The organism is Pseudomonas sp. EpS/L25 (genome assembly GCF_001512295.1).
GTDB lineage: Bacteria > Pseudomonadota > Gammaproteobacteria > Pseudomonadales > Pseudomonadaceae > Chryseomonas.
Genome location: NZ_LNUP01000002.1, coordinates 1,428,636 through 1,450,038, shown reverse-complemented (window position 1 = coordinate 1,450,038; position 21,403 = coordinate 1,428,636). Strand labels below are relative to the sequence as shown.

18 protein-coding genes and 1 tRNA gene are annotated in these 21,403 nt (G+C 66.4%); 4 read left to right on the top strand and 15 right to left on the bottom strand.

What is annotated here, in order from left to right:
• Window positions 1-34: 34 nt before the first annotated feature.
• On the bottom strand, window positions 35-574 hold the full coding sequence (gene def / locus AR540_RS07680; RefSeq protein WP_059227535.1) for a peptide deformylase: 540 nt from the start codon (window positions 572-574) through the stop codon (window positions 35-37).
• Between the two features lie 59 nt (window positions 575-633).
• Here def and AR540_RS07675 point away from each other — a divergent pair, with 59 nt between their 5' ends.
• Window positions 634-1,824, top strand: a complete 1,191-nt coding sequence (locus AR540_RS07675; RefSeq protein ID WP_059227532.1) for a serine hydrolase domain-containing protein — start codon at window positions 634-636, stop codon at window positions 1,822-1,824.
• A 99-nt stretch (window positions 1,825-1,923) separates the two neighbouring features.
• Here AR540_RS07675 and AR540_RS07670 read toward each other — a convergent pair whose 3' ends face one another.
• From AR540_RS07670 to AR540_RS07620, 11 genes are all read right to left on the bottom strand, one after another.
• Window positions 1,924-3,801, bottom strand: coding sequence for a M48 family metallopeptidase (locus tag AR540_RS07670; RefSeq protein ID WP_059227530.1), 1,878 nt, complete (start codon window positions 3,799-3,801; stop codon window positions 1,924-1,926).
• A gap of 4 nt (window positions 3,802-3,805) precedes the next feature.
• On the bottom strand, window positions 3,806-4,393 hold the full coding sequence (locus tag AR540_RS07665; RefSeq protein WP_059227528.1) for a LemA family protein: 588 nt from the start codon (window positions 4,391-4,393) through the stop codon (window positions 3,806-3,808).
• A gap of 123 nt (window positions 4,394-4,516) precedes the next feature.
• Window positions 4,517-5,116, bottom strand: coding sequence for a hypothetical protein (locus tag AR540_RS07660; RefSeq protein ID WP_059227526.1), 600 nt, complete (start codon window positions 5,114-5,116; stop codon window positions 4,517-4,519).
• Window positions 5,117-5,456: 340 nt separating this feature from the next.
• Window positions 5,457-8,096, bottom strand: coding sequence for an aminopeptidase N (gene pepN / locus AR540_RS07655; protein WP_059227524.1), 2,640 nt, complete (start codon window positions 8,094-8,096; stop codon window positions 5,457-5,459).
• Between the two features lie 12 nt (window positions 8,097-8,108).
• Window positions 8,109-8,909, bottom strand: a complete 801-nt coding sequence (locus AR540_RS07650) for a DUF2797 domain-containing protein (RefSeq protein WP_059228002.1) — start codon at window positions 8,907-8,909, stop codon at window positions 8,109-8,111.
• 348 nt (window positions 8,910-9,257) lie between these two features.
• Entirely contained in the window at window positions 9,258-9,521 is a 264-nt protein-coding gene (locus AR540_RS07645) for a YeaC family protein (protein ID WP_059227522.1), read from the bottom strand.
• Window positions 9,522-9,649: 128 nt separating this feature from the next.
• A complete protein-coding gene (gene mazG, locus AR540_RS07640; RefSeq protein WP_059227520.1) occupies window positions 9,650-10,495 on the bottom strand; it encodes a nucleoside triphosphate pyrophosphohydrolase in 846 nt (281 codons plus the stop codon).
• 67 nt (window positions 10,496-10,562) lie between these two features.
• Window positions 10,563-12,803 carry a GTP diphosphokinase gene (gene relA / locus AR540_RS07635; protein WP_059227518.1) on the bottom strand — a complete coding sequence of 747 codons (2,241 nt, stop codon included), beginning with the start codon at window positions 12,801-12,803 and terminating at the stop codon, window positions 10,563-10,565.
• A gap of 63 nt (window positions 12,804-12,866) precedes the next feature.
• A complete protein-coding gene (gene rlmD, locus AR540_RS07630; protein ID WP_059227516.1) occupies window positions 12,867-14,228 on the bottom strand; it encodes a 23S rRNA (uracil(1939)-C(5))-methyltransferase RlmD in 1,362 nt (453 codons plus the stop codon).
• On the bottom strand, window positions 14,215-15,114 hold the full coding sequence (gene cysM / locus AR540_RS07625) for a cysteine synthase CysM (protein WP_059227514.1): 900 nt from the start codon (window positions 15,112-15,114) through the stop codon (window positions 14,215-14,217). Before cysM ends, rlmD begins: the two co-directional genes overlap by 14 nt.
• A gap of 80 nt (window positions 15,115-15,194) precedes the next feature.
• Complete coding sequence (locus AR540_RS07620) at window positions 15,195-16,085, bottom strand: alpha/beta hydrolase (RefSeq protein WP_177339197.1); 891 nt, start codon at window positions 16,083-16,085, stop codon at window positions 15,195-15,197.
• Between the two features lie 209 nt (window positions 16,086-16,294).
• On the opposite strand from AR540_RS07620, the gene AR540_RS07615 reads away from it, so the two are divergent.
• The gene (locus AR540_RS07615) at window positions 16,295-19,063 is read left to right on the top strand and encodes a response regulator (RefSeq protein ID WP_059227512.1); all 2,769 of its coding nucleotides are present in this window, start codon (window positions 16,295-16,297) and stop codon (window positions 19,061-19,063) included.
• Window positions 19,064-19,068: 5 nt separating this feature from the next.
• On the opposite strand, the gene dinB is transcribed toward AR540_RS07615, so the two are convergent.
• The 3 genes from dinB to AR540_RS07600 all read right to left on the bottom strand — a co-directional run bounded on the left by dinB (window position 19,069) and on the right by AR540_RS07600 (window position 20,842).
• The gene (gene dinB, locus AR540_RS07610; protein WP_059227511.1) at window positions 19,069-20,166 is read right to left on the bottom strand and encodes a DNA polymerase IV; all 1,098 of its coding nucleotides are present in this window, start codon (window positions 20,164-20,166) and stop codon (window positions 19,069-19,071) included.
• A gap of 91 nt (window positions 20,167-20,257) precedes the next feature.
• Window positions 20,258-20,491, bottom strand: coding sequence for a hypothetical protein (locus AR540_RS07605; protein ID WP_059227509.1), 234 nt, complete (start codon window positions 20,489-20,491; stop codon window positions 20,258-20,260).
• A 33-nt stretch (window positions 20,492-20,524) separates the two neighbouring features.
• Window positions 20,525-20,842, bottom strand: coding sequence for a hypothetical protein (locus tag AR540_RS07600; RefSeq protein WP_059227507.1), 318 nt, complete (start codon window positions 20,840-20,842; stop codon window positions 20,525-20,527).
• A 174-nt stretch (window positions 20,843-21,016) separates the two neighbouring features.
• On the opposite strand from AR540_RS07600, the gene AR540_RS25710 reads away from it, so the two are divergent.
• Window positions 21,017-21,163: a hypothetical protein gene (locus tag AR540_RS25710; RefSeq protein WP_177339196.1), complete on the top strand. Its 147-nt coding sequence runs from the start codon at window positions 21,017-21,019 to the stop codon at window positions 21,161-21,163.
• Window positions 21,164-21,253: 90 nt separating this feature from the next.
• Window positions 21,254-21,330, top strand: a tRNA-Met gene (locus tag AR540_RS07595).
• Window positions 21,331-21,403: the final 73 nt, after the last annotated feature.

The following is a 21,403-nucleotide window of genomic DNA, read 5'->3' as shown; positions in this document are numbered from 1 at the left end:
CCAGAATTGTGTAGATAACTTCTGAAACACCACACTAGCGTTGCGCAGCCGGCTCCAGTTCCGGAAACAGCACCTCAGTGAAGCCGAAACGGGCGAAGTCCTGGATCCGCGACGGATAGAGACGGCCGATCAGGTGATCGTACTCGTGCAGGACCACCCGCGCATGGAAGCCCTCGGCCTCCTGGTCCACCGGTCGACCGTCGCTGTCCACGCCCTGATAACGGATACGCCGCGCCCGTGGTACCTCGCCGCGTAGTCCGGGAATGGACAGGCAGCCTTCCCAGCCCAGCTCCTCCGTGGCGTCCAGCACCTCGATCCGCGGATTGAGCAGGGCCTGCCGGGGAACGGGTGGCGCTTCTGGATAGCGAGCGTTGCGCTCGAAGCCGAACACCATCAATTGCAGGTTCTCGCCGATCTGCGGCGCGGCCAGGCCCACGCCACCGGCAGCGGCCATGGTGTCGAACATGTCCTGGATCAGCTCTCGCAGCTCGGGCGAGCCGAGTCGCTCGGTGGCTACCGGCGGGGCGATCCGCAGCAGACGCGGATCGCCCATCTTCAAAATGTCGCGAATCATGCGAGGATTCCTCCTTTTGGCCGGTCTCGTGACCGGCGTTTGCCAGGAGCTTAAACCAGATGCCTTCCCTACTGCTCGCCAGTGCCCTGGGCCTGGGCCTCGGCGCCCCCCTCGCCCTGGCCGAGGATGCCGCTCTCGCCGCCCGCCTGGACCCGATCCTGGAGCGCGCCATCGCTCAGCAGCGTATCGTGGGTACGGTAGTGATGATCGCGCGCCATGGCCGGGTGGTGTATCGCCGAGCGGCGGGCTTCGCCGATCGTGAAGCCCAGCGCCCCATGCAGGAGGACCAGCTGTTCCGCTTCGCCTCCCTGACCAAGCCGGTGGTGGCCGTCACCACCCTGCGCCTGGCCGATCAGAACCGTCTGGATCTGCAGGCCCCGGTGAGTCGCTACCTGCCCTACTTCACCACGCGCCTGGCCGATGGCACCCCGGCCGTACCCACCCTGGCGCAACTGCTGAGCCACACCTCCGGGCTGCACTACGGCTTCAGCGAGGACGCGGACGGCCCCTACCATCGCGCCGGGGTATCCGACGGTCTCGACGGCGCCACCCTCACCCTGGAGGACAATCTGCGCCGCCTGGCCGGCGTCCCCCTGGACTTCCCACCAGGTAGCGCCTGGCGCTATTCCCTGGGTCTGGACGTGGTCGGCGGAGTATTGCAGGCCGCCAGCGGCGCGCCCCTTCCGGACGTGGTCCGGCGCGAGGTGGCCACGCCGCTCGACCTCCAGGACCTCACCTTCCAGGTGAGCGACGCTGCGCGCCTGGCGACGGCCTATCGCGACGGCTATCCGCGCCCGGAACCCATGAGCGAGCCCTATCTGCTGCCGTTGCCCAAGGGCGGCATCCTCTATTCGCCGGCACGCGCCCTCTCGGCCATGGCCTTCCCCTCCGGCGGGGGTGGCATGCAAGGTAGCGCGGGCGCCTATCTCGCCTTTCTGGAGGGGCTACGTCAGGGTCGCCTGCTGTCTCCTGCCAGCCAACGGCTGTTCATGGAAGATCAGATTCCGCAGCTGCAGCGCGAGGACGCCCCGGGCTGGGGCTTCAGCCTCGGGGCGGCGGTGTTGCGGGATGCGCGGGTGGCGAAGACGCCCCAGAGTCCCGGTACCCTGCAGTGGGGCGGGGTCTATGGCAATGCCTGGTTCATCGATCCCGTCCGCGAGTTGAGCGTGGTGATCCTCACCAACACGGCCATCGCCGGCATGACCGGGCCCTTCCCCGATGCCATCCGCGATGCCCTCTACGCCGACTAGGTTTTTACGAACAGTCGCCGAGCGAAGGTGGCGCCGCGTCGTTCAACGAAGCCTCAGCGTACGCAGGCAGTTTTCGTACGGAACCCAAGCCTGGCCCGCTCAGGGGCTGGCCAGCAGCCTATCAGCATCGACCGCCGTTTGAGGCGCCTGCTCTGACGCCTCGCCGGTCGGCGCGGGAACGGCTTGAACCAGCGGCAGCGGCACGTCCAAGGCGGCGCAGAACAGCCCGAGCAGTTCCAGTTCGAGGGTTTTCACTCTGAGGTCGGCCTCGATCAGCGCGAGCAGGCCCTCCAGGACCAGCAGGCGGGCGTCCGGGGTCAACCGCAGCAAACCCGAGAAGGCTCGCTCCAGCGCCGGGCGCCAGAGCCGCGGTGGGGCATAGTCGCAGTGCCGACCAGGGAAGGTCCTGGCGAGCGCCAGCAGAAAGGCCTGCTGCGCGGCCTGGCGACCGTCATGGGCCTGCGCGGCCACCGTGGCGTACAGCAGCACGACTGCCGCTTCGCCCTGCGCGAGGGTGAGCCGTCCGGCGGGACGCTGGCGCGTCGGCATCAGGCTGCCAACCAGTTGGCGCTGCACGACCCAGGCCAGGCAATAGCGGCTCAGATCGCTGCCGGCCTCGGGCTCCAGCCGGCGCTTGAGCGTCACCAGCACCTCGCGCAACGTCGCCCGGGGCAGGCGGCGCAGGGCGGGAAAGGTCAATTGGGCCAGGGGCAAGCGCAGGGCGGGATGCAGCGCGGCGAGAGCACTGGCGAGTGCCGGCGCCAGCGCCGGCGCGGGTGCACCAGCCAGCTGCAGCAACAGCGGCCAGGCCGCATCGGACTGGCGGGCTGCCGCACGCAACGCCGGAGGCAGCTCCGCGAGCAGCCCTGCGGCCGCCGCGATCGAGGGCAACTCCGCCACGGGCGCCGCGGCGGAAGGCGCGATCTCGCCCCTGGGCGGCGGCTCGCCCGCGACGTAGGCCTTGCCCACCGGAATGCTGGCTTCGACCCGCAGACGCTGCAGTTCGTCCGCCGAAAAGGACGGATCGAGCTGCTGGATGCGGTCGAGCAGCGGCGGATGGGTAGCGAACCAGGAGGCCCCGGCGTCACCCACCAGCATATGGGCAACGCTGCGCGCCCGCGGGTGGTAGAGCCGCCCCTGCAGGGGATGCGCGGCGATCTTTTGCAGGGCGCCGGCGAGCCCCTGCGGATAGCGGGTGAACTGCACCGCCGAGGCGTCGGCCAGTCGCTCCCGCGAACGGGATACCGCGGCCTGGATCAATAGCGCGCAGCCCAGGCCCAGGGAGCCGAAGGCATAGAGGGTCAGGCCGAAGACCACCTCGAACAGGGTGGAGGCCTGCAGCGATCTCTTGCCCGAGTGGCGGGAGCGAGTGACCAGCAGTTCGCGGCCCAGGTCGGCGAGCAGACTGATGCCGTGCAACCAGCCGACCAGGCGCAGATTGAGGCGCATGTCGCCATTGAGCAGATGGCTGAATTCATGGGCGACCAGGCCTTGCAGCTCGGCGCGATCCAACCGTTCCAGGGCGCCACGGGTCACGCAGAGCACGGCATCGGCCGGACCGTAGCCGGCCACCAGGGCGTTGATGGCCGGTTCGTCGGCCAGCAGGTAAAGACGCGGCACGGGTACGGCCGCTGCGATGGCCATCTCCTCCACCACGTTGCGCAGCCGCTGGGCGTCGGGGCCGGCGAGTTCGTCCAGGGCCGTGGCGCCCAGTGCCGTCACCACGGCCGCGCCACCCTGGCGGGCGAGCTGGCGGATTTTCCACAGCGAGGCGCCAGTCAGGACCAGCAGCAGGCCCAGGGCCGTGAGCAGTTGGGCCGATCCCACCCCGCCCAGGCGAGCCACCACGCCTGGCGACAAGGCCAGGGGTGCGACGCTGCCCCCTACCGCAGCGAGGCCGAGCAGAACCAGGGCGAACAGCAGGAAGCACAGCCGTGTCCGGCGGCGGGCGGTAGACTGGTCGAGGACGAAGCGCACCGGCTCAGCCCAGGCTGATGCGCGGTGCCTGCCGGGACACGCCCTCCTCCAGCGGCAGCGGCTGGGCCTGGAGGAAGGCGAAGCGGGCCGCGAGCAGATTGCCGGGGAAGGTCTCGCGGCGGTTGTTGTAGTCCATCACCGCATCGTTGTACGCCTGGCGCGCGTAGGCGATGCGATTCTCGGTGGACGCCAGCTCTTCGCTGAGCTGCTGGACGTTCTCGCTGGCCCGGAGTTCGGGATAGCTCTCGCTCACCGCGAGCAGCCGGCCAAGGGCTTGGCCCAGCTGGTTTTCACTGGCACCCAGGGCCTGCAGGGCGGCCGGATCGTCCGGGTGGGTCTTGGCCTTCTGCAGGCCGAATTCCGCCTGCTGGCGCGCGGCGATCACCGCCTGCAGGGTTTCGCGCTCATGGCGCAGATAGCCCTTCACCGCCTCCACCAGGTTGGGCACCAGGTCGTGGCGGCGGGTGAGCTGGACGTCGATCTGGGCGAAGGCGTTGCGGCAGGCGTTGCGTGCCGTGACCAGCGCATTGTAGAGGCTGACCGCGAACAGGCCGATGGCCACCAAGGCCGCCAGCAACAGCAGCAGTTTCATCGAATCATCCTTGAGCGAGGCCAGAAGCCCCCAGTCTAGGGATTTCTACCCCGCCGCAGTCGACAGGGCGACGGATGCGGCGGTTGAGCGGATGGCTGGCGCGACCGGCCGGCAAGCGGCGGATCAGGACGGAGTTGGCGTGTCGTTGTCGCTCGGCGTGCGCGGCGCCGAGCCCACCTTGCGACCGGACTGCAGCTCCGCCATCAGGGCATCCCGCTCCTGACGAATCTGCGCGAGGGTGGTCTGGGTCCGGGTCAATTCTTCCTGCAGGCGCTGGGCCTGGGCCTCGGACGCGCGCAGTTCGCGATTCTGCGCACGCAGTCCGGTCACCACCTTATGGGCACGGGTGAGCCGCATGACCATGTTGTCCACCTTGAGCTCCAGGGCTTCGCGGTGCGACAGCAGCTCTTCGACGTAGGGGTCGTCGCTCTTCTTCCAGTCGGGGTAGTTTTCGTCGTACACCTCCTCCGGGCCCTCATCGAAGAGGTCGACGTTACGACTCGATGCAGGGCCGGTGGGTGGCGACGGCGGGGCATCGGCCGGAGGGGCAGCAATCTCAGCCGGGCCCACCGGTAGCTGGTCCTCGTCCTCGCCCTCGACCTTGGCGGCGGCGTCATTGCCGAAATGACGCTGCCAGAGGAGGAACACGACGAGGGCGATCAGCAGGATGTTGCACAGAGTTATCAGGACGAATCCCCAATCCATCAGCTGTGCATGACTCATCTGCCGCTCCCTTCGTTGTGCCGGGAACCCCGGCCGGCCGGTCTGGTGACAATAGGCGCCGCTCGCACCCAGGATCGGCTGGCGCCCGGCCAGCCGGCGCCGGTCCATCCGGGACCCGCGCTGAAGACACTATGAATACAATTAGCGCCTCGAGTCATCCCCGCCAGCCAAGCGGAGGATTGGCGGGGACGATCTGTCTGTCAGCCGGTGGCCAGCCGGGACGCCTGGCTAGGGTGGAGCCAGGCGTCCGGGCTGGCGACGAACGCCGAGAGCTGGCGTTGCGAGGGATTGGACGACGGCACCGCCGCAGTCCCGGGCCCGACCGAGCAGGCGCACGGCGTCACGCCAGGCTCTTGCTCACCACCTCGTAGACATCACTGGACAGCTCGCCGCTGGCCAGGATGCGCTCCAGCTCGGCGCGCATCAGCGCCTGGCGCGCCGGGCCGTACTTCTTCCAGCGGGTCAAGGGCGTGAGCAGCCGCGAGGCGATCTGCGGATTGAGGCGGTTGAGGGTGATGATCTGGTCGGCCAGGAAGCGATAGCCGCTGCCATCCTCGGCGTGGAAATTGACCAGGTTGGCATTGGCGAAGGCGCCGATCAGCGCTCGTACCTTGTTGGGATTCTTCAGGGTGAAGACCGGGTGCTCCATCAGCGTCTGGACGCGCGCCAGGCCGCCCGGCAGCGGGCTGGATGCCTGAACGCTGAGCCAGGTGTCCATGACCAGCGGATCGTTCTTGAACTCCTCGAAGAAGCGCGCCAGCACCTCGGCCTTGTCCTGCTCGAAACCGGAGTTGACCAGGGCGCTCAACGCCGCCAGGCGTTCGGTCATGTTGTCGGCGTGCTCGAACTGATCCAGGGCGGCGTCGCGCACCTCCGGCTCTTCCAGCAGCATCAGGTAGCCCAGGGCGGCGTTCTGCAGACTGCGGCGGGCGATATGGTCGGCACTGGCCTGGTAGGGCGTGGCCCGCGACTCCTCGCGGGCACTACGGTAGCGCTGCCAGAGCACGTCACGCAGGGCCTCGGCGATGGTCCGGCGGGCCTGGCGACGGGCGTCATGGATGGCGATCGGATCGGCCTGCTCGGCCAGTTCCACCAGATAGGCCTCGGCCGGCAGCGAGAGCATCTCGGCGACCATGGCCGGATCGAGGGACTCATCCGCCGCCACGGTGCGCAGGGCCTCCACCAGCCGGGTGTCCAGCGGTTGGCCGGCGATCATGTCCTGCAGCACCTGGACGGCCAACTGCTGGCCGGCATCCCAGCGGTTGAAGCCATCGCTGTCGTGCTGCATGAGGAAGGTCAGCTGCTCGCGGCTGTAGGGGAAGCTGAGCTTGACCGGGGCGGAGAGGCCGCGCAGCAGCGAGGGCAGCGGCCGCTCGGGTACGTCGACGAAGGTGAAGGTCTGCTCGGCCTGGATGACCGACAGTACCCGGTCGGTACCCTGGGCCGCTTCCTCGCCTTCCAGGCGCAGGGGCAGTTCGCGACCCTGGCCATCCAGCAGGCCCAGCTGGACCGGGATGACGAAGGGTTCCTTGGTCGGCTGACCCGGAGTTGGCGGGCAGCTCTGGCTAAAGGTCAGACGATAGGTCTTGGCCGCGGCATCGTACTGCTCGCTGACCGCCAGGCGTGGCGTACCGGCCTGGCTGTACCAGCGCTTGAACTGACTGAAGTCGGCACCATTGGCGTCTTCCAGGGCCTTGACGAAGTCGTCGCAGGTCACTGCCTGGCCGTCGTGGCGCTCGAAATAGAGGTCGGTGCCCTTGCGGAAGCCCTCCGGGCCCAACAGGGTGTGCAGCATCCGCACCACCTCGGCGCCCTTCTCGTACACCGTCAGGGTGTAGAAGTTGGATATCTCGATGAAGTGATCCGGGCGTACCGGGTGGGCCATGGGGCCGGCGTCTTCGGCGAACTGGTTGGTGCGCAGGAAGGCCACGTCCTCGATGCGCTTGACCGTGGGCGAGTTCATGTCCGAGCTGAAGCCAGCATCGCGGAACACGGTGAAGCCTTCCTTGAGCGACAGCTGGAACCAGTCGCGGCAGGTCACGCGGTTGCCCGACCAGTTATGGAAGTATTCGTGGGCGACGATGGCCTCGACGCGCTGGTGGGCGGCGTCGGTGGCGGTGCGCGGGCTGGCCAGCACGGCGCTGGAGTTGAAGATGTTGAGCCCCTTGTTCTCCATGGCGCCCATGTTGAAGTCGTTCACCGCGACGATCATGAAGATGTCCAGATCGTATTCGCGGCCGTAGACCTCCTCGTCCCAGCGCATGGACTTCTTCAGGCTGTCCATGGCGTGTTGCAGCTTGCCGATGTTCTCCGGCTCGACATAGATGCGAAGGGCCACGTCGCGGCCACTGCCGGTGCAGTAACTGTCTTCCGCGCACCAGAGGTCTCCGGCCACCAGGGCGAACAGGTAGGCCGGCTTGGGGAAGGGATCTTCCCAGGTGGCCCAGTGGCGACCACCCTCGGCATCGCCGCTGGCCACCGGGTTGCCGTTGGAGAGCAGGATCGGATACTTCGCCTTGTCGGCCTCTACCGTGGTGGTGAAGACGCTCATCACGTCCGGCCGGTCCAGGTAGTAGGTGATCTTGCGGAAGCCTTCGGCTTCGCATTGGGTGCAGAACATCTTGCCGGAGACGTACAGCCCTTCCAGGGCGGTGTTGGTCTCCGGATGGATGCGTACCGAGGTCTTGAGCACGAAGGCCTCGCCCTGCGGCTGCAGGGTCAGGCTGCCCGCCTCGACCTGGTAGTCACCGGCGGCCAGGGCCTGGTCGTCCAGCGCCACCGCCAGCAGTTCCAGCTCCTCGCCGTGCAGCACCAGGGGCGGCAGACCCGCGCCACGCGCCGGGTTGCGCTGCAGGCGTAGTTCGGCGTGTACCTGGGTCTGGTCATCGTGCAGCTCGAATCTGAGGCGGGTTTCCTCGATGAGGTACTCGGGCGCCTGGTAGTCCTTCAGGTAGATGGTCTGGGGCTGGTCGGTGCGCATGGGCTTACATCCTTACTCGGAAACGGACACGGCCAGCTGATAGGCCGTGTACTTGCGAATGTTGATCACGCCGGTATCGAACATCAGGTATTGACCCTTGATGCCCAGCAGCGTGCCTTCCACCACCGGCGTCTTTTCCAGGTCCTGGCTGACCACCTTGGTGGGATAGACCGTCACCGGATAATGGATCTCGATGGGCGCCATGTCGACCACCGGCTGGATCGCCTGCAGGCCGAAGCGGCCCTGGAGATCGTCCAGGCCCTGGGCGCAGGCATCGAAGATGCGCTCGCGCAGCGCGACCAGGTCTTGCGGCGCGGCGACGCCCTTGAGCATGGCGCGCCAGTTGGTGCGATCACCCACCTGGCTGCGCAGCAGGTCTTCCACCAGGCCGGACTGCTGGCGGGTGGCGACCCTCAGGATCGGCAGCGCCTGGTAGGCCCCCTGGTCGATCCAGCGGGTGGGCAGCTGGGTGGCGCGGGTGATACCCACCTTGAGGCCCGAGGAATTGGCCAGGTAGACCACGTGGGGCACCATGCAGTAGGTCTCGCCCCATTCGGGTTCGCGGCAGGTGCCGTGTTCGTAGTGACATTTCTCCGGGCTGACGATGCAACTGTCGCACTGCGCCAGGGCAGTGAAGCAGGGATAGCAATAGCCCTGGCTGAAGCTCTTGCGGGTCTTGCGCCCGCAATGGGTGCAATGGATGGCGCCCAGGTATTCCAGCCTTACGCGGCGGCCGATCAGCGGATTGACCGGCACCTCGCGGTCATCGAGGCGGAAGGCGTAGTTAACGGGGTCGGCCAGGGTCACGGCCATCTTGCGCAGGGCGCCACGGCCCAGTTCGGTCTTCACGGTGGTGTTTCTCGGTTTCCAAGAGCCCGCTCAACGTCTCGCGAGCTAGCGACAAACAAGGCGCAACGACCAACGGGAGTAACAGCCAACGACTGGCCCGTAGGGTGAGCGCCAGCGAATCAAAGGCCTGAGGAAGCGGATCGGACTCGTGCTCGATTTTACGAATGGTAAATGAGCATTCCGACGGGGCTGGCCTTCCAGGGCCTTTTCAACGCCGTTTGGCCGACGCGCAGCAGACGTTGGGCGGGCTCTGATAAAGACGCGAGGTGCCTCTTCGTTCGAAGGACACCTCGTCGGGCAATGCTGGGACGATCAGTGAATGGCGTCGGACTTGAACAGGATGTTCTCGATGGGTACCGACTTGGAGGCGCATTCCTGGGGGCCCATGTAACCGGTGCGCTGATCCTCGGGCAGGTGCCTGGCCTCGTAGGCGATCACCGCCTGCAGGCAAAGCTCCACCTGATCACGGCTCAGCTTGCGGCCATCGGGCCATTTGCCGATTTCCACGGCCAGCTTGAGGCCCTCGTAGATATCGGGGGTGATGTTTTCCAGCATCTGGGCGAAGGACGTCGACATGGGTCGCTCCGGACTCTAGTGAATCGCCAGTTTACCGGGCTACCGGCGACGGTGCACCTTGCCTGGTTCAACGGGAGGCATAGGTGGTGTTTCCGCTTGCTGCCGCGATAGGACCCGCAAAGATCCCCTTACCCCCGCTGCAACGAATGCCCGACGGCGCCCTTCTCTGCCACCTTGGCGGCATCCCAGAGCTCATCCATCTCCTCCAGACTGGCTGCCTGGGGCGTGCGTCCCTGGGCTTTCAAGGCCTCCTCGATATAGCGGAAGCGCCGCTCGAACTTGGCGTTGGCCTGGCGCAGGGCATCTTCGGCATCGACCCGTAGATGGCGCGCCAAATTGACCATCACGAACAACAGGTCACCGACCTCTTCCGCCACCTGCGCGGCCTGGCCGCTGGCCATGGCCTCGCGCACCTCGTCCAGCTCTTCCTGGATCTTGGCCACCACCGGCGTCGCATCGGCCCAGTCGAAGCCGACATTGGCCGCGCGTTTCTGCAGCTTGGCCGCACGACTCAAAGCCGGCAGCGCGGCCGGCACGTCATCCAGCAGCGACAGCTGCTCGGGCGCCGCAGCCTTTTCCGCGCGCTCCTCGGCCTTGATCTCTTCCCAGCGCCGCTTGATGGTTGCCTCGTCGAGCCGTGGCAGGTCCAGCGGACCGTGCAAGTCGCCATCGGGAAAGACATGGGGATGGCGGCGCACCAGCTTGCGGGTGATGCCATCCACTACCTGGGCGAAGTCGAAATGGCCGTCCTCCCGGCCCAGCTGGCTGTAGTAGACGACCTGGAACAGCAGATCGCCCAGCTCGTCGCGTACCTGGGGGAAGTCGCGCCTGGCGATGGCATCGGCCACCTCGTAGGCCTCTTCCAGGGTATGGGGCACTATGCTGGCGTAGTCCTGCTGCAAATCCCAGGGGCAACCGTGCTGGGGATCGCGTAGCCGGGCCATGAGGTGCAGGAGATCGTCGAGCTGGTACATGGGTGAATCCTGTCGCACAAAAAAGCGAGGCGCCCGGAGCGCCTCGTGAGGATCGTCGTCGCGCCACTCAGGCAGCGCGGTTACGACGGGCTTCGATGATGTTGGGCAGCTGGGAAATGCGCCCGAGCAGGCGACCGAGGGCATCCAGACCGGGGATCTCGATGGTCAGCAGCATGTTGGCGGTGTTTTCCTCGCGATTGCTCCGGGTGTTCACCGCCAGCACGTTGATCCGCTCGTTGAGCAGGATCTGCGAGACGTCACGCAACAGGCCCGAGCGATCGAAGGCCTTGATCAGGATGTCGACCGGATAGGTCTGTACCGGCACCGGCCCCCAGCTCACCTGGATGGTCCGCTCCGGCTCGCGACTGGCCAGCTGCAGGGCGTTGGCGCAGTCCTGTCGGTGGATGGTCACGCCGCGGCCGAGGGTGATGTAGCCGACGATGGGATCGCCCGGCAGCGGCTGGCAGCAGCCGGCGATCTGGGTCAGCAGATTGCCCACGCCCTGGATCTGCACATCGCCGCGCTTGCCCGGCTTGTTGGTGGGCTTGCGCGGGATGAGGTCGAGGGTGTCCTGGCCCTTGTCCGGCTCTACCAGTTGCTGGGCCGCGTGCATCACGTGGGCCAGGCGCAGATCACCCGCGCCCAGGGCTGCCAGCATGTCCTCGGCGCCCTTGTAGTTGACCTTCTCGGCCAGCTTGTCGAAGTCCACCGGCGGCAGCGCCAGGCGACCCAGCTCGCGCTCGATCATGGCCTTGCCGGCGGCAACGTTCTGGTCGCGCGCCTGGAACTTGAACCAGTGGACGATCTTGGCCCGGGCCCGGGAGGTATTGACGTAACCCAGGTTGGGATTGAGCCAGTCGCGACTGGGCGAACCCTGCTTGCCGGTGATGATCTCCACCTGCTCGCCGGTCTGCAGCTGGTAATTCAGCGGCACGATGCGGCCGTTGATCTTGGCACCGCGGCAGTTGTGGCCGATCTCGGTATGCACCCGATAGGCGAAGTCCAGCGGCGTCGCGCCCTTGGGCAGGTCGATGGCGTGGCCGTCGGGGGTGAAGACGTAGACCCGGTCCGGCTCGATGTCGACCCGCAGTTGATCGGCCAGGCCGCCGATGTCGCCCAGCTCCTCGTGCCATTCCAGCACCTGGCGCAACCAGGAGATCTTCTCTTCGTAGTGATTGGACGCCGACTTGACGTCGGTACCCTTGTAGCGCCAGTGGGCGCACACCCCCAGCTCGGCCTCCTCGTGCATGGCGTGGGTGCGGATTTGCACCTCCAGCACCTTGCCCTCCGGGCCGATCACCGCGGTGTGCAGGGAACGGTAGCCGTTCTCCTTGGGATTGGCGATGTAGTCGTCGAACTCGCGGGGAATGTGTCGCCAGAGGGTATGCACGATGCCCAGCGCGGTATAACAGTCGCGCACCTCGGGCACCAGCACCCGCACGGCGCGGACGTCGTAGATCTGGCTGAATTCCAGGCCCTTGCGCTGCATCTTCCGCCAGATGGAATAGATGTGCTTGGCCCGGCCGCTGATGTCGGACTTGACGCCGGTGGCGGTCAGTTCGTCGCGCAGCTGCTGCATGACGTCGGCGATGTACTGCTCGCGATCCAGCCGCCGCTCGTGCAGCAGGGTGGCGATCTGCTTGTACTGCTGGGGTTCCAGGTAGCGGAAGGACAGGTCCTCCAGCTCCCACTTGATATGGCCGATGCCCAGCCGGTGGGCCAGGGGTGCATAGATGTCGGCGACCTCGCGGGCCACCCGGTTGCGGCGCTCCTCGGTGGCGTTCTTCACCGCGCGGATGGCGCAGGTACGCTCGGCCAGCTTGATCAGGGCGACGCGCACGTCGTCGACCATGGCCACCAGCATGCGCCTCAGGTTGTCCACCTGGGTCTGGCTGCCCAGCACCATGGACTTGCGCGGATTGAGACTCTCGCTGATGGCCGCCATGCGCAGCACACCTTCGATCAGCTTGGCCACCACCGGGCCGAAATGCTCGGCCGCGGCCTCCAGCGTCGCCTTGCCTTCGCGCACCGCACGATAGACGATGGCGGCGATCAGGCTGTCCTGGTCCAGCTTGAGATCGGCGAGAATCTCGGCCATCTCCAGACCGGTATGGAAACTGGAAGTCCCTTCGGCCCAGGTATGCTCGATCTGCCCCGAGTTCTCCTCCGCCGAGCGGGCGAAGCCGCAGGCATCCAGCAAGGCCTCGCGATCGAGATTCGGATCCACGCTCTGGATGTGATCCAGCCAGGCGTGGAGGTTGATGCTGCCATCGACGTTGACTGGCTGATGCGCTCTGACCTGTACCATCTACCCCTTCCTCACGGCGTAGCCTTCTCGCCGGATTGGCTCGCATCGGTTGGCGAGCCGTCGTTACCCGGGCATCCTGCCCGCTTCGAACAGCACCATGGCTTCCACATGGGCGGTCTGCGGGAACATGTCGAGAATCCCCGCTCTTGTCATGCGATAGCCCTGTCGGACCAGCTCTCCGGCATCCCGTGCCAAGGTGGCCGGATTGCAGGAGACATAGACCAGCCGCCCGATACCCAGGCCCCTGAGCTGCCGGACCACTTCCAGCGCACCGTCGCGCGGCGGATCCAGCAGGGCCAGCGAATGGCTGCCCAGATCGGCGGGTAGCGGGTTCGACAGGTCCACCTGTAGAAAGTGCGCGTTGCCGATGCCGTTGTCACGTGCATTTTGTATTGCCCGTGATGTCATCGCCGCGACCCCTTCGATACCGGTGACGGCCGCTGCCTGCCGCGCCAGCGGCAGGGCGAAGTTGCCCAGCCCGGAGAACAGATCGAGCACCCGGTCATCCGCCGCCGGCGCCAGCCAGTCCAGCGCCTGGGCGACCATGGCCTCGTTGATGGCGGCATTGACCTGGACGAAGTCGCCCGGCTGATAGGCCAGCGTCAGGCCCCAGGAAGCCAGCCGGAAGCCCAGGCTGGCGTCGGCCTGATCCGGCTGCGGCTCACCCTTGCCCTGCCACCAGAGCTGGACGCCGGCCGCCGCGCAGAAGTCGCGCAGGCGCGCCTGGTCACCCGGCAGCAGCGCCTGGGTATGGCGCACCAGCAAAGCCGTCGCCGTCCCCTGGAAGAGTTCGACATGACCGATCGCCTGGGGCCGTTCCAGCCCGCTCAGCAGGTCGGGCAGCGCCCGCAGCAGGGGCTGTAGTTCCGGCACCAGCACCAGGCAGTCGTCGGGAGTAACGATGTCCTGGCTGGCCTCGGCGCGAAAGCCTACTTCCAGGCGGCTCTGGCGCTCGTCCCAGCGCACCGCGATACGGGCGCGTCGGCGATAGCCGAATTCGGGACCGACCATGGGCGCGGCCCAGGCCAGCGGCTGCACCCCGGCCAGACGGCGGAACTGCTCGGCCAGGGCTTCCTGCTTGAGGGTCAGCTGATCGGCATGGGGCAGGTGCTGCAGGGTGCAACCGCCGCAGCGGTCGGCCACGCTGCAGGGCGGTGTACGCCGCAACGGACTGGCCTCCAGCACCCTGAGGGCACGGGCCTCGACCACCTGACTGCGCGCGCCGAGCACGCGCGCCTCCACCTGCTCGCCCGGCAGGGCGCCAGCGACGAACCAGGTCCGCCCGCCTTCGCGGGCAATGCCGCGCCCGTCATGGGACAGCCGCTCGATGGCCAGCAGCTGCCGCTTGCCGGTCGGTACCCCGGTCGCACGGGCGCCACCGGCTGGTTGGAAGCGCAGCCCGCCGCCTCGTTTAGCGCGGGTCATAGACGCCGGTCGACAGGTAGCGATCGCCTCGGTCACAGATGATCGCGACGATCACCGCATTGTCCACTTCCCGGGCGATGCGCAGGGCGCCCGCCACCGAACCACCGGACGACACACCACAGAAAATACCTTCTTCCCGCGCCAGGCGGCGCATGGTGTCCTCGGCTTCCTGCTGCCCCATGTCGATGATGCGATCCACGCGACTGGCGTCGTAGATCTTGGGCAGATAGGCCTCCGGCCAGCGGCGGATGCCGGGGATGGCCGCGCCCTCCTCCGGCTGCAGCCCGATGATCTGCACCTTGGGATTCTGTTCCTTGAGGTAGCGCGAGGTCCCCATGATGGTACCGGTGGTGCCCATGGAGCTGACGAAATGGGTGATGCTGCCGTGGGTCTGACGCCAGATTTCCGGCCCGGTCCCCAGGTAGTGGGCCACCGGATTGTCGCCATTGCCGAACTGGTCGAGCACCTTGCCGCGGCCTTCGGCCTGCAGGCGGGTGGCCAGATCGCGTGCGCCTTCCATGCCGTCTTCCTTGCTCACCAGGATCAGCTCGGCGCCATAGGCGGTCATGGCGGCCTTGCGCTCGGCGCTGGAGTTGTCGGGCATGATCAGGATCATGCGGTAGCCCATGATGGCGGCGGCCATGGCCAGGGCGATGCCGGTGTTGCCGGAGGTGGCCTCGATCAGCGTATCGCCGGGCTGGATGTCGCCGCGGGCCTCGGCCTGGCGGATCATCGACAGCGCCGGCCGGTCCTTCACCGACCCCGCCGGGTTGTTGCCTTCCAGCTTGAGCAGCACGGTACTGCGGGTATCGCTGGCCAGGCGCTGCAGGCGCACCAGCGGCGTGTTGCCGATGCAATCGGCGATGGTGGGATAGTGCAGACTCATGGATCAGCTCGTTTCGCCAGGGGTGAAAGCTGTCCATGATACCCCCAATCCCGCGCCGACCCTACCCATGAGGCGCCAGGCTACGGCCTGGGCGCGGTCGCTCCGTCGCTGGCCACTTCCAGGGCCGCAGGCAGGCTGAGCGACAGGATGGCTTCCGGCCCCAGGTTGGGGCGCACCTGGGACGTCACCTGCAACCCCGGCAGACTCGCCAGGCGCTCGGCCAGCCGCTTGGGCGCCTCGGGCGCGACCTTGCGGGTCATATCCTCGCTGCCGGAAAACAGCCAGAGGTGCACTGGCCGGGCACCCCCCACGCCCTGGAACTCCTGCGCCCGCTTGAGGATGAGGCCCTGCTGCCAGCCGAAGGCCACGTCGCTCGCCACGTAGCGCTGGAACGCCTGGGGCTGCCTAAAAAGGGTATCGAGCACGAACAGCCCGCCATAGCCATGGCCCCACAGCGTCTGGCGATTGGGGTCCACCGGCACGCTTTGGGTCAACAATGGTTTGATGCGCTGCTCGATCAGATCGAGGAAGGCGCGCGACCCGCCGGCTGGCCAGTCCTTGCGCACATCGTCGCGATTGCGCCCATTGCCCACCGCCGGGGTGTAGTCGTAGGTGCGCTCCTGGGTGGCGTCGGCCGCGTCGGCGTAACCGATGGCCACCAGCGCCGGCGGATTCTTCAGTTTATGGGGCGACAGCCAGACATCCTGCAACTGCGCCAGGGCGGCATCGCCATCGAGCAGGAACAGCGCCGGATAGCCCATCATCGGCGCCGGTTGCTTGGGTATGCCGATATAGACCCGATAACGGCGCTTGCCGTCCGCCGAGTCCAGCAGATGCGTCTCGAAGCTGTAGTACATCGAGCCCCGCTCCACCAGTGTGGCCTTGCGCGGCTCCTGGGCCTGGGCCTCCATGGTCCAGCCGGAACCCAGCGCCAGGGCGCCCATCAGCAACAGACTGCAACTCTTCTTCAAAGGATCTCCTCGAACGAACCACGCCGGAACGACCGGCAATCCCTACCAGACCACCTTCGGGAGCGATGGTTGTGCACCGCGGCAACGCGCCGTGGCATCGTTCGCGAATTTTCGCGGATCGACGTTCGCCGGGGTGCGACCTCTTTCGCAAAGACTCTCTTTACATTTGGTAAAGGGGGTAGACTTGCCAATTTTCCGAGGAATGAGCCGTGCTGGACGAATTGGGACTCAAGGGGCGCATTCTGCTGCTGAGCGTCCTCCCCACCTGCTGCATGGCAGCCCTGCTGGGGGTCTATTTCAGCTGGGTCCAGCTGTCCGACATGCGTAGCCAGCTGATCGAGCACGGCCAGCTGGTCGCCCAGCAGATGGCGCCGCTCATCGCGCCGGCCATGCGTACCGGCGACAACGACCAGCTCAACCGCATCGCCCAGCGCGCCCTCGATCAGGCCGACGTCCGCGCCATCAGCTTCCTGGATGCCGACGGCAACGTCCTGGCCCACGCCGGCCCCTCGATGACCCTCGAACTGAGCGGCCGGGACTTCCAGACCATCAGCATGAGGTCGGGGCTGGACATCACCCACTTCAACCTGCCGGTGCAGACCCACGACCTGCGCCTCACTCGCAGCGACGGCACTACCGCCACTCCCCAGACCCTGGGCTGGATCCAGCTCGAACTCTCCCATCACGCCACCCTGCTGCGCGGCTATCGCAACCTGGTGGCCGGACTGCTGCTGATTCTGCTGGGACTGGCCTTCACCGCCTTCGTCGCGGTACGCATGGGCCGCCGGATCAACCGCCCGCTGCAGGTGATCGCCCAGGGCGTCGGCCAGTTGCAGGAAGGCCGCCTGGAGACGCGCCTGCCCCTCCGGCTCGGCAGCCCCGAATTCGACGAACTGGCGACCGGCATCAATCGCATGGCCGAAGCCATGGAAAATGCCCAGTTCGAGATGCAGAACAACATCGACCAGGCCACCGAGGACGTCCGCCAGAACCTGGAAACCATCGAGATCCAGAACATCGAGCTGGACCTGGCGCGCAAGGCCGCCCTGGAAGCCAGCCGGATCAAGTCGGAATTCCTGGCCAACATGAGCCACGAGATCCGCACCCCGCTCAACGGCATCATCGGTTTCACCAACCTGATGCAGAAGAGCGAGCTGACCCCGCGCCAGCAGGACTACCTGAGCACCATCCAGAATTCCGCGGAAAGCCTGCTGGGCATCATCAACGAGATCCTCGACTTCTCGAAGATCGAGGCCGGCAAGCTGGTCCTGGAGAATCTGCCGTTCAACCTGCGCGACATGATCCAGGACACCCTGACCATCCTGGCGCCGTCCGCCCACGAAAAGCACCTGGAGCTGGTCTGCCTGGTCTATCGCGATACGCCGACCCACCTGGTGGGCGATCCGCAGCGCCTGCGCCAGGTCCTCACCAACCTGGTGAGCAACGCCATCAAGTTCACCCATTCCGGCACCATCGCCGTGCGCGCCATGGTCGAGGAAGAGACCGACGACCACGCCCAGTTGCGCATCAGCGTTCAGGACACCGGCGTCGGCCTCGCCGAGGAAGACCGCCAGCTGCTGTTCCAGGCCTTCTCCCAGGCCGACAACTCCCTGACCCGCCAGGCGGGTGGTACCGGCCTCGGCCTGGTCATCTCCAAGCGCCTGATCGAGCAGATGGGCGGCGAGATCGGCCTGGAAAGCGTGCCGGGCGAAGGCTCGGAATTCTGGATCACCCTCAATCTGCCCAAGGCCCACGGCAGCATCGACAGCCACAAGCGCATCGCCCTGGCCGGTCGCCGGGTCGGCCTGGTGGAGCCCCACCCCCTCACCCGCCAGGCGCTACAGCACCAATTGGAGGAGTGCGGGCTGAGTGTGGAGCTGTTCGAGACCCTGGAGCAGCTCAGCGAAGCGGTCGCCCACCCGGCCTCCGGCAAGCTGCCGGTCAGTCTGGCAGTGCTTGGCGTCAGTGCCCGCAGCATCCCGCCGGATCTGCTCACCGAGCGTATCTGGGAACTGGGTCGCCAGGACTGCAATACGCTGGTCTATTGCCCCACCACCGACCAGGCGGTGTTCCATGCCTCTTTGCCCGACGTCCATTGCCAGTTGCATTCCAAGCCGGCCTGCAGTCGCAAGCTGGAACAGGCGGTGGCCGAATTGCTCAACCAACGCCCGCAGCGTAACGAGAGCGGTGGCCTGGGCATCACCGATCGTCCACCGCGCCTGCTCTGCGTCGACGACAACCCGGCCAACCTGCTGTTGGTGGAAACCCTGCTGACCGACCTCGGCGCCCAGGTGACCGCCGTCGACAGTGGCTATGCCGCGGTGGAGGCAGTACAGCAGGACCGCTTCGACCTGGTGTTCATGGACGTACAGATGCCCGGCATGGACGGTCGCCAGGCCACCGAGGCGATCCGCGACTGGGAAGCCAGTGAAGGTGGCACCCCGGTACCCATCGTCGCCCTCACCGCCCACGCCATGGCCAACGAGAAGCGCGCCCTGCTGCAGAGTGGCATGGACGACTACCTCACCAAGCCCATCAGCGACCGGCAACTGGCCCAGGTCATTCTCAAGTGGACCGGCCTGCGCCTGCTGCACAGCTCGGCACCGGAGGTGACCAGCCTCAGCAGCGGCGGCCAGGACATTTCCACCCTGCCGGTGATGGACCCGGACGAAGGCCTGCGCCTGGCGGCCAACAAGCCGGACTTGGCCAAGGACCTGCTGAGCATGCTGCTCGCCTCCCTGGCAGCGGATCGCCAGGCCATCCGCCAGGCCCGCGAAGATGGCGACCGCATCGCCCTGATCGAGCGTGTCCACCGCCTGCACGGCGCCACCCGCTATTGCGGCGTACCGCAACTGCGCGCCGCCTGCCAGCACAGCGAAACCCTGCTCAAGCAGGGCGCGCCGACCTCCAGTCCGGCACTGGAGGAACTGGACGCCGCCATCGTCAACCTGTCCGCCCAGGCCAAGAGTCCGCTCTAGACGCCCTAGTCCTCGAACAGGCGCAGCTGCAGGGCGGCCTCGCGCAAATCCAGTAGGCGCACGCCCACGCCGAGCAGCCGCACCGGGCGGTTGCCGCGGCGATAGGCCTGCTCCAGCAGGCGGCGATAGCTGTCCAGGTCGCGCCCCGCGCCCTGCTGCTCCAGGGTGGTCTGGGTAAAGTCATGGAACTTGACCTTGATGAAGGGGCGCTCCGGACGATAGCGATCCGCCAGGCGCGTCAGCCGCTCCTCGAGCTTGGCCAGCAGTTCCGGCAGCTCCTTCACGCAGGCCGCGGCATCGGGCAGGTCCTGATCGTAGGTCCGCTCCACGCTGGCCGACTGCCGCTGGCTGTCCACCTTCACCTGGCGCTCGTCGATCCCGTGCGCAAGGGACCAGAGACGCTCGCCGAAGCCACCGAACTCGCGCAACAGGTCGAAGCGCGACCAGCTCTGCAGATCGCTGCACAGTACGATGCCGCGCCGCTTGAGCTTGTCCGCGGTGACCTTGCCCACACCGTGCAGCTTGGCCACCGGCAAGGCGGCGACGAAGTCGGCCACCTCGTGCGGCGCGATGACGAACAGCCCGTTGGGCTTCTTCCAGTCACTGGCGATCTTGGCGAGGAACTTGTTGGGCGCGACCCCGGCGGACACCGTGATATTCAGCTCCTCCCACACACGCCGGCGGATGTCGCGGGCGATGAGGGTGGCGCTGCCGTTGAACAGCTCGCAATGGGTGACGTCCAGGTAGGCCTCGTCGAGCGACAGCGGCTCGATCAGCTCGGTGTAGTCCTGAAAGATGCCATGGATCTGCCGCGATACCTCCTTGTAGACGTCGAAGCGCGGCTTGACGAAGATCAGGTCGGGACACAGCTTCTGCGCCTGGTGGGAAGACATGGCGGAGCGCACACCGAAGGCCCGCGCCTCGTAGTTGCAGGTGGCGACCACCCCACGTCGATCGGGCGTGCCGCCGACCGCCAGCGGCTTGCCGCCCAGGCGCGGGTCATCGCGCATCTCGATGGACGCATAGAAGCAGTCACAGTCGACATGGACGATCTTGCGCTGACGCCTGGGCGTGAGCTGGGCGGAGAAACTGTCCGGAGCCATGGTGAGAGATGCCGGGCCGGGCATGGCAGCTGATTATCCGTACAGTAAGCCAAGCCTGGGGATTTTGTCCACGGCGGACGACGAAGCGAATTCAGCCGACGTCCTGCAGCAACCGCTGGCGATGCAGCACCTCTTCGCGCAGCTCGTCCACCAGAGCCTTGAGATCGTGGGCGTGGTGCAATTGATCGTAGTACAGGTCGCGCTCGGCGATGACGCCATCCGGGGTGATGATCATCAGTCGTGCGAAATGCTCGCTTCGCTCGTGGAACTCGATCCGGCCCAGGCTACGGAGATGGTCGAGCAAGGTTTCCAGCAAGAGATTCATGATGGCCCCTTCGGACTGTCCTGGTCGAACCGCTTAGTCGCGCTGCCCATCGTCGAAGGGCGCATCCTCGTCGTTGCCGGCGGCGATGCGCTCATCCGGATGGTCCGGTCGCACGGGGCGGGAGGTCATATCCAGCAGCTCCTGCGCCGCGGCGCTGAGCGTCTTCATGTCATCGACGAGCAATTCGACTTTCTGCACGACCTGAAGTGCCATGGCGCCCGCACCTTTGGCACTGCTGCCCGTCAGGGCCAGGGAAAGGTTGCACAGGTGCGCGACGAGGGTCGCCACGTCCTGCTCCATCACACGCATGATGCGCTGATCCAGACAGCTCGATTCCTGGGAAGGCGTCATAGGGTTCTCCGTGCCACAGGCTACAAGATAGCAGATGGCCATTATTCGCCCTAAGCGTCGCGTGGCGTTTTGTTATCACCTTCTCACTTGGCGTGCAGGTGGACTCTCATCGGTTTTCCGGACTCTTTCCCTTCCCGCCCGGTCGACTGAGGACGTACAACTAGGAGACCTCTCATGAAACGCCCTCTGTTCCTCAGTTCCACCCTGCTCATCGCCCTGGCGCTCGGCGGCTGCTTCGACCGTGACCAGTCGGACCAGCAGAACCGCTCCAGTGGTGAAAAGGCCTCGGTCCAGATGCAGAAAAGCGACGGCGACAAGTGACCTTGCCCCATCCCCGCCAAATAACTCCTTGATGAATATTAAATTTTTCTTGACGATTTAGTTTTCGGCCCTATACTGGGCCCCATCGGACGCGGGATGGAGCAGTCTGGTAGCTCGTCGGGCTCATAACCCGAAGGTCGTTGGTTCAAATCCAGCTCCCGCAACCAATTCCGAAAAAACCACTCTCTTGAGTGGTTTTTTTTTGCGCGGAATTTGACCCCGCTGTCAGAACCCGCCGGT

Coding starts and splice junctions, on each gene's coding strand:
- def (WP_059227535.1), bottom strand. CDS start 574: ATGATTCGCGACATTTTGAAGATGGGCGATCCGCGTCTGCTGCGGATC.
- AR540_RS07675 (WP_059227532.1), top strand. CDS start 634: ATGCCTTCCCTACTGCTCGCCAGTGCCCTGGGCCTGGGCCTCGGCGCC.
- AR540_RS07665 (WP_059227528.1), bottom strand. CDS start 4,393: ATGAAACTGCTGCTGTTGCTGGCGGCCTTGGTGGCCATCGGCCTGTTC.
- AR540_RS07660 (WP_059227526.1), bottom strand. CDS start 5,116: ATGAGTCATGCACAGCTGATGGATTGGGGATTCGTCCTGATAACTCTG.
- pepN (WP_059227524.1), bottom strand. CDS start 8,096: ATGCGCACCGACCAGCCCCAGACCATCTACCTGAAGGACTACCAGGCG.
- AR540_RS07650 (WP_059228002.1), bottom strand. CDS start 8,909: ATGGCCGTGACCCTGGCCGACCCCGTTAACTACGCCTTCCGCCTCGAT.
- AR540_RS07645 (WP_059227522.1), bottom strand. CDS start 9,521: ATGTCGACGTCCTTCGCCCAGATGCTGGAAAACATCACCCCCGATATC.
- mazG (WP_059227520.1), bottom strand. CDS start 10,495: ATGTACCAGCTCGACGATCTCCTGCACCTCATGGCCCGGCTACGCGAT.
- relA (WP_059227518.1), bottom strand. CDS start 12,803: ATGGTACAGGTCAGAGCGCATCAGCCAGTCAACGTCGATGGCAGCATC.
- rlmD (WP_059227516.1), bottom strand. CDS start 14,228: ATGACCCGCGCTAAACGAGGCGGCGGGCTGCGCTTCCAACCAGCCGGT.
- cysM (WP_059227514.1), bottom strand. CDS start 15,114: ATGAGTCTGCACTATCCCACCATCGCCGATTGCATCGGCAACACGCCG.
- dinB (WP_059227511.1), bottom strand. CDS start 20,166: ATGGCTCCGGACAGTTTCTCCGCCCAGCTCACGCCCAGGCGTCAGCGC.
- AR540_RS07605 (WP_059227509.1), bottom strand. CDS start 20,491: ATGAATCTCTTGCTGGAAACCTTGCTCGACCATCTCCGTAGCCTGGGC.
- AR540_RS07600 (WP_059227507.1), bottom strand. CDS start 20,842: ATGACGCCTTCCCAGGAATCGAGCTGTCTGGATCAGCGCATCATGCGT.
- AR540_RS25710 (WP_177339196.1), top strand. CDS start 21,017: ATGAAACGCCCTCTGTTCCTCAGTTCCACCCTGCTCATCGCCCTGGCG.